This window comes from Chthoniobacter flavus Ellin428 (assembly GCF_000173075.1).
Taxonomy (GTDB): Bacteria; Verrucomicrobiota; Verrucomicrobiia; order Chthoniobacterales; family Chthoniobacteraceae; genus Chthoniobacter; species Chthoniobacter flavus.
The window spans coordinates 72,302-88,348 of sequence record NZ_ABVL01000001.1 but is presented as its reverse complement, the minus strand read 5'-3'; the positions used below and the strand labels follow the sequence as shown (position 1 = coordinate 88,348).

The 16,047-nt window shown below is 61.4% G+C and carries 10 protein-coding genes; 7 read left to right on the top strand and 3 right to left on the bottom strand.

Going from position 1 to position 16,047, the window contains the following annotated elements; genetic code table 11:
* Positions 1-91: 91 nt before the first annotated feature.
* The gene (gene fabV, locus CFE428DRAFT_RS00370) at positions 92-1,288 is read right to left on the bottom strand and encodes an enoyl-ACP reductase FabV (protein ID WP_006977408.1); all 1,197 of its coding nucleotides are present in this window, start codon (positions 1,286-1,288) and stop codon (positions 92-94) included.
* 224 nt (positions 1,289-1,512) lie between these two features.
* Between fabV and CFE428DRAFT_RS00365 the strand changes: the two genes are divergently transcribed.
* Entirely contained in the window at positions 1,513-2,217 is a 705-nt protein-coding gene (locus tag CFE428DRAFT_RS00365; RefSeq protein ID WP_006977407.1) for a hypothetical protein, read from the top strand.
* 6 nt (positions 2,218-2,223) lie between these two features.
* Positions 2,224-3,612: an FAD-binding oxidoreductase gene (locus tag CFE428DRAFT_RS00360; protein WP_006977406.1), complete on the top strand. Its 1,389-nt coding sequence runs from the start codon at positions 2,224-2,226 to the stop codon at positions 3,610-3,612.
* Between the two features lie 131 nt (positions 3,613-3,743).
* On the opposite strand, the gene CFE428DRAFT_RS00355 is transcribed toward CFE428DRAFT_RS00360, so the two are convergent.
* The gene (locus CFE428DRAFT_RS00355) at positions 3,744-4,319 is read right to left on the bottom strand and encodes an LURP-one-related/scramblase family protein (RefSeq protein ID WP_006977405.1); all 576 of its coding nucleotides are present in this window, start codon (positions 4,317-4,319) and stop codon (positions 3,744-3,746) included.
* 102 nt (positions 4,320-4,421) lie between these two features.
* Positions 4,422-5,915: a TolC family protein gene (locus CFE428DRAFT_RS00350; protein WP_042724163.1), complete on the bottom strand. Its 1,494-nt coding sequence runs from the start codon at positions 5,913-5,915 to the stop codon at positions 4,422-4,424.
* Between the two features lie 313 nt (positions 5,916-6,228).
* Here CFE428DRAFT_RS00350 and CFE428DRAFT_RS00345 point away from each other — a divergent pair, with 313 nt between their 5' ends.
* From CFE428DRAFT_RS00345 to carB, 5 genes are all read left to right on the top strand, one after another.
* A complete protein-coding gene (locus tag CFE428DRAFT_RS00345) occupies positions 6,229-7,350 on the top strand; it encodes a tetratricopeptide repeat protein (protein ID WP_006977403.1) in 1,122 nt (373 codons plus the stop codon).
* Positions 7,347-9,716 (top strand): SUMF1/EgtB/PvdO family nonheme iron enzyme, encoded by a 2,370-nt coding sequence (locus CFE428DRAFT_RS00340; RefSeq protein ID WP_006977402.1) that lies wholly within the window; start codon positions 7,347-7,349, stop codon positions 9,714-9,716. The genes CFE428DRAFT_RS00345 and CFE428DRAFT_RS00340 overlap by 4 nt, the downstream gene beginning before the upstream one ends.
* Positions 9,713-10,603 (top strand): hypothetical protein, encoded by an 891-nt coding sequence (locus tag CFE428DRAFT_RS00335; protein ID WP_006977401.1) that lies wholly within the window; start codon positions 9,713-9,715, stop codon positions 10,601-10,603. Before CFE428DRAFT_RS00340 ends, CFE428DRAFT_RS00335 begins: the two co-directional genes overlap by 4 nt.
* Positions 10,604-10,714: 111 nt before the next feature.
* Positions 10,715-11,704: a porphobilinogen synthase gene (gene hemB, locus CFE428DRAFT_RS00330; protein WP_006977400.1), complete on the top strand. Its 990-nt coding sequence runs from the start codon at positions 10,715-10,717 to the stop codon at positions 11,702-11,704.
* Positions 11,705-12,245: 541 nt separating this feature from the next.
* Positions 12,246-15,575, top strand: coding sequence for a carbamoyl-phosphate synthase large subunit (carB, locus tag CFE428DRAFT_RS00325; protein WP_006977399.1), 3,330 nt, complete (start codon positions 12,246-12,248; stop codon positions 15,573-15,575).
* Positions 15,576-16,047 lie beyond the last annotated feature (472 nt).

Below are 16,047 nucleotides of genomic sequence, written 5' to 3'. Positions count from 1 at the left end.
ATCCTTAATCTTAACCGTCATTGATTAACGATAAAGGATCAGGATTAAAGATTAAGAACCTCATGAGCGGAGGGCCCCTCTTGAAGGCCCTCTACGCCGAAGCCGAGGGCATCGGCGCCACGGGGTCGGCTTCGGCTTCGTAATCCACGCCGGGCAGGCCGAAGCCGAAGAGCTTCAGGAATTCCGTGCGGTAGCCGGCCATGTCGGAAAGCGCATCGAGATTCTCAGTCGAGACATCCGGCCAGAGTTTGGCCACGGCCTGCTGGATGTGCGGGCGCATCTCCCAATCATCGATGCGGATGCGGCCGGCTTCGTCGACCGACGTGGGCGCGCCGCCTTTGAGGCGCTCGGCGAAGAGGCGGTAAATCTGTTCGATGCAGCCCTCGTGCAGGCCTTCGGCCTTCATCACTTTATAAAGCAGCGAAATGTAGAGCGGCACTACGGGAATGGCGCTGCTGGCCTGCGTGACCAGCGCCTTGTTCACCGAAACCACGGCATGGCCGCCGGTCTTGCCGAGCTTGTCCTGCAACCGTTTGGCGGTCGCCTCGAGATCCTCTTTCGCCCGGCCGATGGTGCCGTTGCGATAGATAGCCCAGGTGAGATCCGGCCCGATGTAACTGTAAGCCACGGTGAAAGCATTGTCCGCGAGCACACCGGCCGCGCGTAGCGCATCGATCCACATTTCCCAATCCTCTCCGCCCATCACGGTGACGGTATCGGCGATCTCCTGCTCGCTGGCGGACTCGAGCGTGATGTCGTGCACGACGCCTTTGTCGGTATTGACCGTCTTCGCCGTATAGGGCGCGCCGATCGGTTTGAGCGTGGAGCTGTGCGTGACGCCGGTGCGCGGGTGGGTGCGGCGGGGAGAGGCGAGGCTGTAGATCACGCCATCGACCTGCCCGAGGTCCTTCTTGATGAGATCGATGGTCTGTTGCTTGATCGCGTCGGAAAAGGCATCGCCGTTGATGCTCTTCGCATAGAGCCCGGCGGCGTGAGCCGCTTTCTCGAAAGCCACGGAATTGTACCAGCCCGCGCTGCCCGTGCGGCCATCCTCACCCGCCTTCTCGAAGAAGACACCGATCGTGGACGCGCCACCGGCAAAGGCGGGGACGATCCGGCTGGCCAGCCCGTAGCCGGTGGAAGCGCCGATCACCAGGATGCGCTTCGGCATTCCCGCGACGGAGCCTTGTTTCCGCACGTATTCGACCTGCTCATTCACATGAGCGGCGCAACCGGCGGGATGGGCGGTGGTGCAGATGAATCCACGAATCCTGGGCTTGATGATCATGCAGGCATGTTTGGGCGCGACCGAGCGGCGGGTAAAGCAATTCTTGAGGGGGCCCTATACTTCCTGTTTTTCCCATTCCTCCCATCCGCGAATAGGAGGTATGGGAGGAATAGGAAAAATAGGAGTTCCAGGAAAGCCGCTTGCGTCTTTCCACGGTCTTCGGACATTCACTTTGAAATGCGCCGTTAACCCCGATAGAGTTACCGGCGGTTCTTCTTCCTGCCATGCGATCGTCATTACTCGCTTTCATCCTCGGGCTGTTCGCCAGCGCCGGCATCTGCCTGGCGGCGGCCGACCCGTCGTCGGCGCTGAACGCCATCAAGCAACTCCCGCGTGGCGAAGCTAAAAAGATCGCCCGCATCGAAGCGCGCGAGGGCACTCCGTATCCGGATCGCTGGTACATCATCGTGAACGATCCGAAGGATGAAAATGGCGTGCACGAGTACGTCGTCTCCGGTGGGGAGGTGGTGGCTTCGCGGAACATCTCGCAATTTGCCGAAAGCGTGAAGCCCACCGACGTCATCGGCTCATCGAACGTGCGGGTCGATTCCGACAAATTGGCCGACCTCGTGCAGCAGTACGCCGAGGCCAACAAGGTGGCCATCGCCAAGCTCAACTACTCTCTCTACAAGGAAGGCGCCGATGCCACGCCGCTCTGGAATGTGACCTGCATCGACGAAAACGGAAAAGAGATCGGCCATATCGTCGTCAGCGCAGGAAAGGGAAACGTCATCTCGCATGATGGCTTCACCGCCGAGCCCGGGGGCAGCGCGGGCATCGTGGAAACGCAGAATAGTTCGGAGCCGGATGGCTCCGATTCGCGGCATCAGTCTCACAAGAATGTGGCGCACGAGTCTCCATCGCCGCAGAAGAAGGATGTCTTCAGCAAGATCGGCAACAGCCTTTCGAAATTTTTCACCGGACACTGAGGCAGGATGTTATTAGTGCGCCAGTTGGAGAAATTGCTCGGCAAGAGCCGGGTGAGTGTTGACCCCGCCACGCTCGTCGAACATGCGGGCGACAAATGGTTCGCCAGCCATCCGCCGGAGGTGGTCGTCTTTGCCGAATCCACCGCGGATGTCAGCAAACTCATGAAGTTTGCCTATCGGCGGCGGATTCCTGTGACGCCGCGTGGCGCCGGTTACGGCTATGTCGGCGGCTGCGTGCCGCTGCAGGGCGGCATCGCGCTTTCGCTGGCCCGGATGAATCGCATCAAGGAAATCAATTTCGCCGACGCCGTCGCCGTCGTGGAACCGGGCGTCATCACCGCCAGGCTGCAGGCTGGCGCGCGCGAAAAGCGGCTCTTTTATCCGCCCGACCCGGCGAGCATGAAGGATTGCAGCCTCGGTGGGAACATCGCCACGAATGCCGGCGGCCCGCGCTGCCTCAAGTACGGCGTCACGCGGCAGTACGTCCTCGGGCTCGAAGTCGTCCTCTCGAATGGGGAGGTGCTCCGCACTGGCGGGCGCACACACAAGAACAAGACCGGCTTCGATCTCATCGGCATGTTCGTTGGCTCGGAAGGGTTGCTCGGTGTGGTGACTGAGGCCACGCTGCGCCTGCTGCCGTTGCCGCCGGCCCGCGCCACGCTTTCCGCGAGCTTCCGCACATTCCGCCAGGCGGCCAGGGCGGTGCAGGAAATTTTTGCGGCGGGGTTCCTGCCCTCCGCGCTGGAGATCGCCGATGCCTTCACGCTGGAAGCTGCGGGAGAATATCTCGGCAAACATCTCGCGCCGAAAGGCAGTGCGCATCTGCTCGTCGATCTCGATGGCCAGCCGGAGTCTGTCACCTCCGAGGTGCACGCGCTGGCCAAACTTTTGGAAAAGCTCAAACCCATCGGTGCCCGGACCGCGCTCGGCGAGTCGGATTGCGAGGAGCTTTGGAATTTGCGGCGCGCGTTCTCGATGTCGCTCAAGGCCACCGGCCTCACCAAGCTCAACGAAGACATCGTCGTCCCGCGCGGCAAACTCACCGATCTCGCGGAATTCACCGAGAAGCTGCGCAAGAAATACGGCTATCCCATCGCCTGCTTCGGCCACGCCGGCGACGGCAACATTCACGTCAATATCATGGCCGCGAATTACCACCAGGATCGCGCGGTCTATAAGAAGGTGGGCAAAGCGCTCGACGAATTGTTTCACCAAGTGCTCGCGTGGGGCGGGGTCATCACCGGCGAACACGGCATCGGCATCGCCAAGCAACGCTGGTGGCCGGACGCGACCAGCCGGGTCAGCCGCCAAGTCCACGCCACGTTAAAAGCCGCGCTCGACCCGCACGGGATCTTGAATCCCGGGAAGTTCGTCAAAGCCGTCGGCGGGAAGTGATCCGCCGGGCAATTCCGCGGCTCTTAATCTTTAATCATTAATCCCTTAATCATTAATCCTCCTCTCGCTGCTCGAAGAAAGATTAAGGATTAACGATCAAAGATTAACGATTAAGAACGGCTCCGGCCGTCTTACTCTTCCTTCTCTCTCGCCGTCTCCTTCATCAGTGCGAGCAACGCGCAACTGATGGCGAAGCGAGGATCGATCTGGCCGTTGCCGGGCGAGAGGTCGAGGACCTCTTCCTTGATGAAAAAGCGGAAGGTCTGTTTCAGCGTCGCGACGACTTGGCCGTTGAGCTCGATCCGATGCCGACCGGGCAGGAACTTGAGGAAGCGGCGCAATAAGGCGGACCCGTCTTCTTCCATCAGCCCGACGACTTGATCGTTGGCGTCGAGAATATCCCACGTGTCGCGGATAATGGACTTCATGCCGCGCGACCGAATGCTGCCGGTCTTTTCGCCGGTGCGCGGATCGAAGACATCGTGGGCCATGTTGATGGCGACAATGCTGCGCGAGCGCACGGTGAGCACGGGCGTGGACTCGGTCTCGTCCGTGAAGATGGTGAACTCCTCACGCAGTTTCATCAGCGGATGCTTGAGGAACATCACCAACGAACCATCCGGCGCATAGACGTAATACTTGCGCCCGAACAAGGACAGGAACGGCCGCTTGATGGTGTATTGCTGGTGGGCGAACCGAGCGTCCATAGTGCCGTGGGAAGCGGAGAGTGTTGGAGGGGTCACGAGCTGGCGATGTTAGATAAGCGATGATACGTAGTCAATACATATCAGGGAAACCACGGCGTCGGCTTACTTGAAAAACACGACATTGTGGACCTTCAGCGCGGTGCCGGTCTGGCGCTGATATTCGCTCACCGCCTTGTTGTAATCCGCGCGGGCGCGCAACTCGGCAGCTTCGGCCTCGGCGAGTTTTTCCTGCAGGTCGAGCACTTCGAAGGTGGTGCCAGTGCCGGCCTTGAGCTTCTTGTCGGCGGCGTCGAGGGTCTCACGAGCCAGGCGCGTGGCTTCGCTGGTGGAAGTAATCCGTTCGCCCGAAGTCACGATCTGTCCCGAGGCGTTGTCCACGTCCACCACGACCTGTTGCTCGAGCTGCTTCAGCGCGACGAGGGCCTTGGCGCATTCCAGCGCGGCGGCGTTGCGCGCCCCGCGCGCTTCGCGATTGGGGATCGGCAGGCTCATGATCGCGCCCGCCGTCCAGAGGGTCTGATCTTTGTCGCCAATCCGGCTCAGGCTGCGCCCGATCTCGTTGTCGATGCCCAGGAGCGCCAGGCTGGCCGTGAGGTCGAAACGCGGAAGCACTTCGTTGCGGGTGAAGGCGAGGGTGATGTTGCTCCGTTCGATGGTCAGAATGGCCTGGCGATAATCCGGACGCAGCTCCAGGGCCTCGCGAATGGCGGCGCGGACATCGGCATGAAACGGCGGCGAGGGTGGGGGCTCGATCTCGATTCTCACATCGAGCAGCCGCTCAATGTCATTCGTCACGAGTTGCTTCAGCAGGTTCTCGTTGTCGAGGATCGTGCGCCGGGCGAGGATCACCGCCTCTTCGCGTGAGGCCACTTGGGCGCGCGCCTCGGCGACGTCGAGCAGGGCCATCGTGCCGATTTTTTCCCGCGCCTGATTGTCTTTCAACAATTGATTGGCCAGCTCCTGGTTTTGCTCGGCCACCTGCAGGTTCTCCTTCGCGAAGTGCAATTCGTTGTAGACGAAGTTCGTCGTCGTGATCGTATCGATGATCTGCTGGCGCAATTGCCATTCGGTCACCTTCGCGTTGTTCCGGGCGATGCGGACCTGGGCGAGATTGGCCGCCGTGCCGAAGCCGCGGAGCAGCGGTTGCTTGATGCTCACGCTGGCTGTCGATTCGTAGAAGTTGGTGAAGTGATTGAAGATGCCGAGCGTGTTGCTCGAGCTCAGGCCCAAGTCGTAGGTCAGGCCGATGGAAGTGGCGCCGGCCAGGTCGGCGCTGAGGAGATCGGTGCGGGTCAGCGCCCGCGTCCTCAGGTGAATGTCGTTTTGGAAAAGACCCGGCAGGGCGTTTTCCGTGCGCTGCGCGGTCAGCGAGAAAGTGGGGTCGAAATGCCCGAGCTGCTGGGTGATGTTTTCCTGGGCGATCTTCGGCTCGAATTTCTCGACCTGGATGGCGAAGTTCTTGGCCAGCGCGGCCTGGATGGCCGTCTCCAGGGTCAGCTTCAGCACCGAGGGCTTGGGGGCAGGGGCGTTATCCCCGGCCAGAGCAGTGAGGGAAACGATGAGGAGGGGGAAAATGAAGCGCGCCAGCCGGAGCATGGGGAAAGTCGGGATAGAAAGGAAACGGGGGTAAAGGGAGTCGGCGGGAAGACCGACATTTCGCATACACCAAACCCGGCGGCATCGAGAAATATTAAACCTCATTAGTAATAAGACGCGGCAATTTGCCAAAAGTGCTTATGCCGGGTTGGCACGGTTTCTGGTCCGTTGGAGCCCCGCACGCGGTTTTCGGGTTTTCCAGAAGCCGACTCCCGTATTCTCCCGCAGCTCGCCCGATCTTCAAATTCCTCGAAAAATAACCCTCGTTTGACACCTTCCCGGCCCAAACCTACTCTGGGCGACTTTCGGGACTATGCTTACCGCCTCCCCCATCACCAATCAGCCCGTAGGCAAGACATTCAGTATCGCCATCAGCATACTGGGGCTGGGCGCGGTTTTGCAACTGGTCCTTATCGGTTGGGCTTTTGTTAAACGCGCACGCAGCGGGGCGCCTCCGCCCACACTCATGGCCCAGGTCGTGCCCTCCACGACTCTGGAGCACATCCCCATGCAGCAACCTGGGTCGCTGGATGTGGGGGCGAATCCGTTGAGCGAGCCCAAGCAGTCTTTCACGACCAATTCGTCCAGCACGGAGCCTTCCCGTCCCACCCCGGTGCCGAACCGGCCGACGGCCGCCGAACCGGCGAATCGCTTCGATGAACTCGTGTTGCAGGGCAAGGAATTGCGCGAGCGCGGCGACATGAGCACCGCCATCACCAAGTTCCGCGAGGCCGCGACGATCGACGCCAGGAGCGCGGTTCCGATCACCGAACTGGCCATTACCTACGACAAGATGGGCATGGCCGACAAAGCCGCGGAGAGCTGGCGCAAGATTTACGAGATGGGCGATTCCGCGGGTGTCGCCTACCAGGCGGCCAAGGCCAAACTCGAAGCTTCGCAAGCCTATGCTCTGCGCCAGGTTGCCAAGCCGCCGGTCGTCGGTCCCGCGCCGCAGCAGAACAGCACCCCAGTCGATACTTCTGCCGCCATCGATGGCATCAATGCCGGTGCCATGCTCGGCCTCCTGCAGGTCAAGGAGGAGGACCTGCACGACGATAATTCCGCCAAGCACTTCCTCCTGCACATCCCGATCAAGGCCCGGCCCAAGGCGCACGTCGATGTGAAGGACCTCGTCATTCACGTCCTCTTCTACGACATCGCGAATGAGCAGAACGTCGTCCCGACCAGCGCGAACGTGCAATCCCGTTGGGCGACGCCGCCGGCCGACTGGGCGGACACCGACACCGAAGAGCTCACGGTTGAATACCAACTTCCCAAGCCCGAGCGCGCCGCGAAGCACGACAGCCTGAAATACTTTGGCTATATCGTGCGCATCTATTACAAGCAGCAACTTCAAGCCGCGACCGCTCAACCCGAGCGTCTCGCGCAACAGTATCCGCCACCCCCCACCCTTCCGAAAGAGAACGAGAAATGAGAATTCTGCTGGTCGATGACGACACGGCCATAATCCAGAACCTGCTCGCCAGCCTCAAGACCCTCCCGGGCCATGAAGTGCGTGTGGCGACCAATGGTCAAAAAGCTTTGGAAAACGCGGCGGCCCTGGGGGGCGTGGATCTGCTGATCACCGACGTGGTGATGGAGCCCATGGACGGCTTCACCCTGCGCGACCACCTGGTGTCGCAATATCCCGGTATCCGCACGATTTTCATTACCGGCTACGATCTCAGCGATTACCCCGAGCAAACATCGAATCACCAATTGCTCACCAAGCCCTTCCAAGGGGAGGAATTGCTGGCGGCGATCGCCCGGGAGATGCTTTCCGCCCAGCCGGCGGCCCCGGCCGCAGTGCCGCGCGCGGCCATTCCCGTGCGTGGGCCTTCGCCCATGGACGTGGTCGATCAACCGACGATGCGGATCGAGCTGCCACCGGATGCCCGTGGAGGCGGCCCAGCGGCTCCGAAGAAGGCAGCGCCCGCCCCGCGTGCTGTCCCCTCGGGAGCTCACGCGACCGTGCGCGTTCCCGGTACGACCAAGATACAGCCGGTGCCCGCGCCCAGCGCGCCCCAGGCCGCTCCGCGTCCCGCGACCCAGCAACCGGCGCCGGCGGCAACCGCCAGGGCCACCGCGGTGCCAAAGGCCGCCACCGCTCCCGTTCCGCGTGCGCCTGTCGCGCCGCCACCTCCTGTCGAGCCCGAGTTTGAACCCGAGACCGAAGAAGACACCTCCATCGGATCCTTGGGCACGCAGTTGGTCGAGGCTTCCGACCCGGGTGAATTGGCCGGCCAGCTTTTTGGCGCCTACCTGCTCGACCAGAAGATCGCCGAAGGCCGCTTGGGCAGTGTTTATTTCGCCGTCCAGGTTTCCATCAATCGCCCGGTGGGGATCGAAATCCTCGATGCCGACAAGGCTGACGATCCGGACACCCGCGATCGCTTCATCGCCGACGCGCGCGCCAAGGCGCAGGTGCAACACCCGTCGATCATCGCCGTGTACGAAGCGGGCGAAGCCAACGGCCGCTACTTCTACGCGCACGAATACGTCGACGGCACAAACCTCGCCCAACTCAAGGCCGCCGGCAGCAAGCTGGATGAAATCTCCGCGCTGAAAATCCTCCGCGTCGCCTCCGAAGGTCTCGCCTATCTCGACTCGCACAATATCCCGCACCAGGTGCCCGACGCCTCCAGCATCTCTGTGGGCAAGAATGGCCAGTCGCATCTCGCGAACCTCGCCGAGCAAGCCACCGATGAGCAATTGCCGCCGGAAGAGGAAATCAAGATCCTCGGCCGCATCATGCTCAGCGTGTTGCCCGCCGTGCAGTCGCTCAATCCGGGTTTGCGGGATTTGCTGAAGGGCATGGTCCAGACCGGGCCCGACGCGCTCACCACTTGGGGAAAGGTCCTGCAGGGCATCAAGGCCATCGAGCCGAAAGTCATTCCCATCGAGGCTGCGAAGATCAGCGCCCAGGACCGCGCCGCCATCGCCGCCGTGGAACTCGCGCGCAAGCAGCAGAAGCGCACGCTCTACTTCAGTGTCGCCAGCGTCTGCAGTCTCATCATCCTCACCATCGTCCTCATCTTCTGGGTTTACTCGAGCAACGAGCGCAACCTCGACGAGCAGGTGGATATTCCCGCCGGCGAATTCATCTTTGCCGTCGGCGAATCGAAGACGCTGCCCGAATTCTGGATTGATAAATACGAGGTCACCTATGGCCAGTACGCGAAATTCGTCCAATTCCTCGAGCAACACCCGACCTCGGAATACGACGATCCGCGCCAGCCGCGCGTGAAAACCGCGGCCATGCACAAGCCGGAGCACTGGGAGATTTACTATCAGAACGCCAAGGCCGGCAAAGCGGCGCGGGGTGTGAAGATCGACCTGAACTGCCCTGTCATGGAGGTGGATTACTGGGATGCCTACGCCTACGCCAAGTGGAAGGGCCGCGAACTGCCGACCGAAGAAGAGTGGGAAAAGGCCGCGCGCGGCACCAAGGGCTTCAAATTCCCCGGCAGCGATGATTTCAACCCGAAGAACGTCAATTCCGGGATCGATCATGACCCGAATCACCCGGACGCCAAGGGCGCCGTGGACGGCTACAACTTCTGGAACCCGGTCGACAAGATCAAGGGGGACAAGAGTCCGTTCGGCGTCATCGGCATGGCCGGCAACGTCAGCGAATGGACCGGCAGCTGGGACGCCGCGAAGCGCAGGGCGATCGTCAAGGGCGGCAGCTTTGCCGCGAAAGAGGTCAATCTCGATAAACGTGCAGAAATCGATCCCAACAAAGTTGACGAAACGATTGGATTCCGGACAGTGAGCCACACCCCCCCTGCCAAAAAATGATGAAGCTCCTACGCTCGCTGCTCCTCTTCTGCCTCGCGGTCTGCTGCCTGGCCACCGCCGCCCATGCGCAGATCACCGTGGAATGTTCCATCAAGCAGCGCTTCCATCTGCTCTACGAACCGATCATCGCCACCGTGCTCGTGACCAATCGCGCCGGGCGCGACATCACGCTCTCGGACACCGACGAGTATCAGTGGTTCGGCTTCCGCATCATGGGCGAGGACGATCACATGATCCCGCCCCGCGATCTGCACTACAAGCTGGCGCCGTTCGTGGTAAAGGCGGGCGAAACCGTCAAGCGCACCGTCAACCTCAACGAACTCTACGAGATGGGCGGCGAGGGCCAATTCCGCATCCAGGCCTCCATCTACTACTCCGGCCTCGATAAGTTCTTCGTCTCGCGCCCCACCTTCATCGACGTGAACGAGGGCCATCTCATCTGGAAGCGGACCGCCGGCATTCCTGAAGGCCAGCCGAACGCTGGTCAGATGCGCATCTTCTCGCTGCTTTCGCATGAGGTCGGCGAAACGAATACGCTCTACGTCCGCGTCGAAGGCCAGGATGACGGCATGGTCTACTGCACCTTCCCGATCGGTCGCATCCTCGACAACGTCCAGCCGCAGGTCGAATTCGACTCCAATAACAATCTTTACGTCCTGCACCTCATCGGCATGCGCGCCTATGTGCTGACCAAGGTGACCTCGGCGGGTGAATTTGGCGGCCAGGTGAATTACTCCGCGCCCAAGACCCGGCCGACCTTGCGCCATACTGTTGCGGGTGGCCTCGAGATTATCGGCGGCAAACGCGAAAACGCCGTCGCCCCGGAGATCCGCGCCAACGATCTGCCGAAGCTTTCCGACCGGCCGCCGAATATCCCGAAGAATTGAGGGTCGCCCGGCCTCTTAATCTTAACCGTAATCGTAATCTTAATCCCTCTTCAGCAGTGAAAGAGTAAGAGTAAGATAAAGATTAAGATTAAGAAGAAAGCCCGAGAATCCATGCATCTGTCGAAGCGTCCCCGCCGTCTGCGTTCGTCGCCGACCCTCCGCGATCTCGTGCGCGAGAATGCAGTCACCGTCGATGATCTCATCCTCCCGCTCTTCGTCAGCGAAAAGGTCACCGGGCGGGTGCCCGTGGCCAGCATGCCGGGCGTCTTTCAGCTCTCGGAAAAAGAATTGATCGCTGAGGCACTCGCCGCCCACGACGAAGGCATTTCCGCCGTCCTGCTCTTCGGCATTCCGGAGGTAAAGGATGAACGCGCCTCGCAGGCCTATGCGAAGGATGGTGTCGTGCAGCGCGCCGTGCGGGTCTTGAAAGCCGCACGCCCGGACTTGCTCGTCATCACCGATGTGTGCCTCTGCGAATTCATGAGCCACGGCCACTGCGGCATCACCCATTTCCATGGCGACCAGGCGCACGTCGAAAACGACGCCTCCGTCGAGCTGCTGGTGAAGACCGCCGTCTCCCACGCGGAGGCTGGCGCCGACATCGTCGCACCGAGCGACATGATGGACGGCCGCATCGGCGCCATGCGCACCGGACTCGATGCCGCCGGCTTCCAGGACACGATCATCATGAGCTACGCGGCCAAGTTCGCCTCCGCGCACTACGGCCCCTTCCGCGACGCCGCGGAGAGCGCCCCCGCCGCCGGCGACCGCCGCACCTACCAGATGGACGCCGCCAACGCCCGCGAAGCCCTGCGCGAGACCGCCCTCGATATCGAGGAAGGCGCCGACCTCGTCATGGTCAAGCCCGGCCTCCCGTATCTCGACATTCTCTGGCGGGTGAAAGAGCGCTTCGGCCTCCCCACCGCCGTCTACAACGTCAGCGGCGAGTACGCCATGGTCAAAGCCGCCGCCCAAGCCGGCTGGCTCGACGAACGCGCTACCGTACTGGAACAAATGCTCGCCTTCAAACGCGCCGGCGCCGACCTCATCATCACCTATTGGGCCCGGCAGGTCGCGGGGTGGCTGGCGGGGAAGAAGTAGGTTTTAAAACGCAGAGGCGCGGCGCGGCAAAGCCGCAACCAAAAGGGGAGCCACGAACATGCGAAAAGACAGGGAAGGGAAAGTGACCCGCGAATCACCCGAATGACGCGAATGATCTGCCCTCATTCGTGTTATTTGCGTGATTCGCGGGCCAAAAATTCTACGCGTCGTGCGGACATTTTCATGGTTAGCACTGCAGAGAAGAAAAGCGCGAAGCGCCCCCCCAAAAAACGCCGTCATCCTGAGCGAAGCGGGGAAGCATGGGCGGAGTCGAAGGACCTCCAATTTCCGGGGGTTTTTGCGCGGAGCTTCCACCGTTCCGCACGTGACTACGTGCCCATCGCGTCGCGCCTCCCTCCTCTGCGTCTCTGCGTCTCCGCGTTTGTTCCCACGGCACCACGGACTTCTCCTAAAGCGTCGAATCTGCGTTTTAAAAAATCCCCTATGCTCGTGATTTTCACCATTTCCCCATTTGCGCATCCCCTCTGCCGCTGTTAGAACCTTCGCACTTTTGCCCCAATGAAGCCGGGGCGTCGTTACCATGCCCAAAGATCCCACGCTCCACAAAATCCTCGTCATCGGCTCCGGCCCCATCGTCATCGGTCAAGGCTGTGAATTCGATTACTCTGGGGTGCAGGCGTGCAAAGCTCTGAAAGAGGAAGGTTACGAAGTCGTGCTCGTGAACTCCAACCCGGCCACGATCATGACCGACCCCGAGTTTGCGCACCGCACCTACATCGAGCCGATCACCCCCGAGGTCGTCGGAAAAATCATCGAAGCCGAAAAGCCCGATGCCCTCCTGCCCACCCTCGGCGGCCAGACGGCACTGAACTGCTCGATGAAGCTCCACGAGCTCGGCGTGCTCCAGAAACACAACGTGCGCATGATCGGCGCCAAGCCCGAGGCCATCCACAAGGGCGAAGATCGCCAGGCCTTCAAGGAAGCGATGATCAAGATCGGTCTCGACCTGCCGCGCTCCGGCACCGCTCACACCATGGAGGAAGGGCGCAAGGTCGCGGCCGAGATCGGCACCATGCCGCTCATCATTCGCCCGGCGTTCACCCTCGGTGGCAGCGGCGGCGGCATCGCTTACAACAAGGAAGAGTTTGAGATCATCGTCGCCCGCGGGCTCGATCTCTCGCCGGTCAGCGAAGTGCTCATCGAGGAATCGCTCCTCGGCTGGAAGGAATTCGAGATGGAGGTCATGCGCGACAAGGCGGACAACTGCGTGATCATCTGCTCGATCGAAAACGTCGACCCGATGGGCGTCCACACCGGCGATTCCATCACCGTCGCCCCCGCGCAGACCTTGAGCGATCGCGAATACCAGAACATGCGCGACGCCAGCTTTGCCGTCATCCGCGAGATCGGCGTCGAGACCGGTGGTTCGAATATCCAGTTTGCCATCGAGCCGAACACCGGCCGGATGATCGTCATCGAGATGAACCCGCGCGTCTCGCGCAGCTCCGCGCTGGCCTCGAAGGCCACCGGCTTCCCCATCGCCAAGATCGCTGCCAAGCTGGCCGTGGGTTACACGCTCGATGAGGTGAAGAACGACATCACCCGCGAGACCCCGGCGAGCTTCGAGCCGACCATCGATTACGTCGTGGTCAAAGTCCCGCGCTTCACCTTCGAGAAATTCCCGCAGGCCGACCCCGTGCTGACCACGCAGATGAAGAGCGTCGGCGAAGCCATGGCCATCGGACGGACGTTTAAGGAAGCGTTGCAAAAGGCGCTGCGCTCGCTGGAGATCAAACGCTTCGGGCTCATCGGTGATGGCAAGGATGCCGTCGTTGATGATGACACGCTACGCACCAAGCTCACCGTGCCGAATGCGGAGCGGATCTTTTTCCTCGGTCTCGCCTTCCAGCGCGGATGGACCGTTGAAGAAGTCTTTGAGCTGACGAAGGTGGATCGCTGGTTCCTGGAAAATATCCGGGAAGTCGTCACGGCTGCAGAACAGCTTGCAGCCAGTAATTTTGGTGAACTCGTGGATGGTTACACCGAGGCAGACAGTAAGAATCTTCCTTTCGATGAGGCCAAGTCCTTCTCTTTGAAAGCGCAGCTCCGCCGCGCAAAGAAGTTGGGCTTTTCGGACGTACAGCTTTCTGTGCTTGGACAACGTTCCGGAAAAAGTGCTGCCCCGGTTTTCGCGATCTCTCACATTCGCCATCCGCAAGAGATCAACGTCAATCCCACCTACCGTCTCGTCGACACCTGCGCGGCGGAGTTCGAAGCTTACACGCCTTACTACTACTCCACCTACGGCGACGAAAATGAGCGCCGGGAGAGCGGAAAGAAAAAGGTCATCATCCTCGGGGGCGGGCCGAACCGCATCGGGCAGGGGATCGAGTTCGACTACTGCTGCGTGCACGCGGCGTTCGCGCTGAAGGAACTCGGCTTCGAGACCATCATGGTCAACTCGAACCCCGAGACCGTCTCGACCGACTACGACACCAGCGACAAACTCTACTTCGAACCGCTCACCCTCGAAGACGTGCTCAATATCTGCGAGCAGGAGAGCGAAAATCTCTTTGGCGTCATCGTGCAATTCGGCGGACAGACCCCGCTCAATCTGGCCAAGGGCCTGGAGGAAGCAGGCGTGCCGATCATCGGCACTTCGCCGAAATCCATCGAGATTGCCGAGGACCGCAAGCTCTTCGGGGCGATGCTCGACAAGCTCGGCATTCGTCAGACCGCCGGCGGCACCGCCGTGACGGAAGACCAGGCGGTCACCGCGGCAAACACCGTCGGCTATCCCGTGCTGGTCCGCCCGAGCTTCGTCCTCGGCGGCCGCGGCATGCAGCTCGTCCATACCGAAGCCGACCTGCGCAAGTACGTCCGCGAAGCCATCGAGGCCGCGCCCGGCGCCACACCGAACACGGCGTCGAATCCCATTCTCGTCGATCACTTCCTCGAAGACGCGCTCGAGATCGATGTCGATTGCATCAGCGACGGCCAGACCGTGGTAATCGGCGCGATCATGGAGCACATCGAGGAAGCCGGCATTCACAGCGGCGACAGCGCGTGCGCCATCCCGCCCTTCTCGCTGAAGGAAGAAGTGAAAGCCGAGATCACCAAGGCGACCAAGGCCATGGCCAAGGAGCTTCACGTAAAGGGCCTCATGAACGTGCAGTTCGCGGTCAAGGACGACGTCGTCTACGTCCTCGAAGTGAACCCGCGGGCCAGCCGGACCGCACCGTTCGTCAGCAAGGCCATCGGCGTGCCGCTGCCCAAGCTCGCCGCCAAGATCATGGCCGGCCAGACGCTGCAGGAACTCGGCTTCACCAAGGAAATCATCCCCACGCACTACAGCGTGAAGGAAGCCGTCTTCCCGTTCATCCGCTTCCCCGGCATCGACATCATGCTTGGGCCGGAAATGAAGTCGACCGGTGAAGTGATGGGCATCGACCAAAACCTCGGTCTCGCCTACGCGAAAGCCCAGATGGCCGCCCAACCCGCGCTGCCGAGCAAGGGCAACATCTTCATCAGCCTCGCCGACCGGCAAAAGCCGAAGTCGATCGAGATCGCCCGCGGGTTTGCCGATCTTGGCTTCAAGCTCTTCGCCACCAGCGGCACCGCCAAAGCGTTGAAGGCCGCCGGCATTGCCGTGACCTCGCTGCACAAGCTCAACGAAGGCCGCCCGCACGCGCTCGACATGATCAAGAACGGCGAGCTCGCCCTGGTCATCAACACCCCGAGCGGCAAGGTCTCACGCGAGGACGAAGTGAAGATCCGCAGCACCGCCACCGCGAACCGCATCCCGGTCATCACCACCTTGCGCGCCGCGCGGGCCAGTCTCGAAGGCATCCGTGCCTTGAAAGAACACGGCCTGAACGTCAAGCCGCTGCAGGAGTGGCACGGGAGATAGAAGGCAGAACACCCAACATTGCCCCCACGGCACCATGGGCGTCTCGCAAAGCCTCGGCTCAACATCCAACGCCCAACATCCAATGGGCCACCGCGGGGCCACTCCGCGGCCGCGCGCCTGCGAGGTTTTCGGGAAGGGATTGTTCACGGTTGCACGATGAATGAGCGGTCGCGCAGTAACGTGCGAGTCGGCTGGAGCATTCGCATTTAGCGACAGCGCTCCAAAAAAGCCCGTCATCCTGAGCGAAGTGCCCCGGTGGGCGAAGGCGGGCGGGGCACGTAGCGAAGGACCTCTGATCTCCGCGGGCGAAGGCGGCGAGTGGGGATGGGCACGGGGTCGCGTGCAAGTTGGGAAAGCTCCGCACGAAAACCCACGGAGATCAGAGGTCCTTCGCTCCGCCCATGCTTCCCCGCTTCGCTCAGGATGACCGCAAATTTTTTTGGACCGCTACTGCTAATTTCGAAGCCGCTCT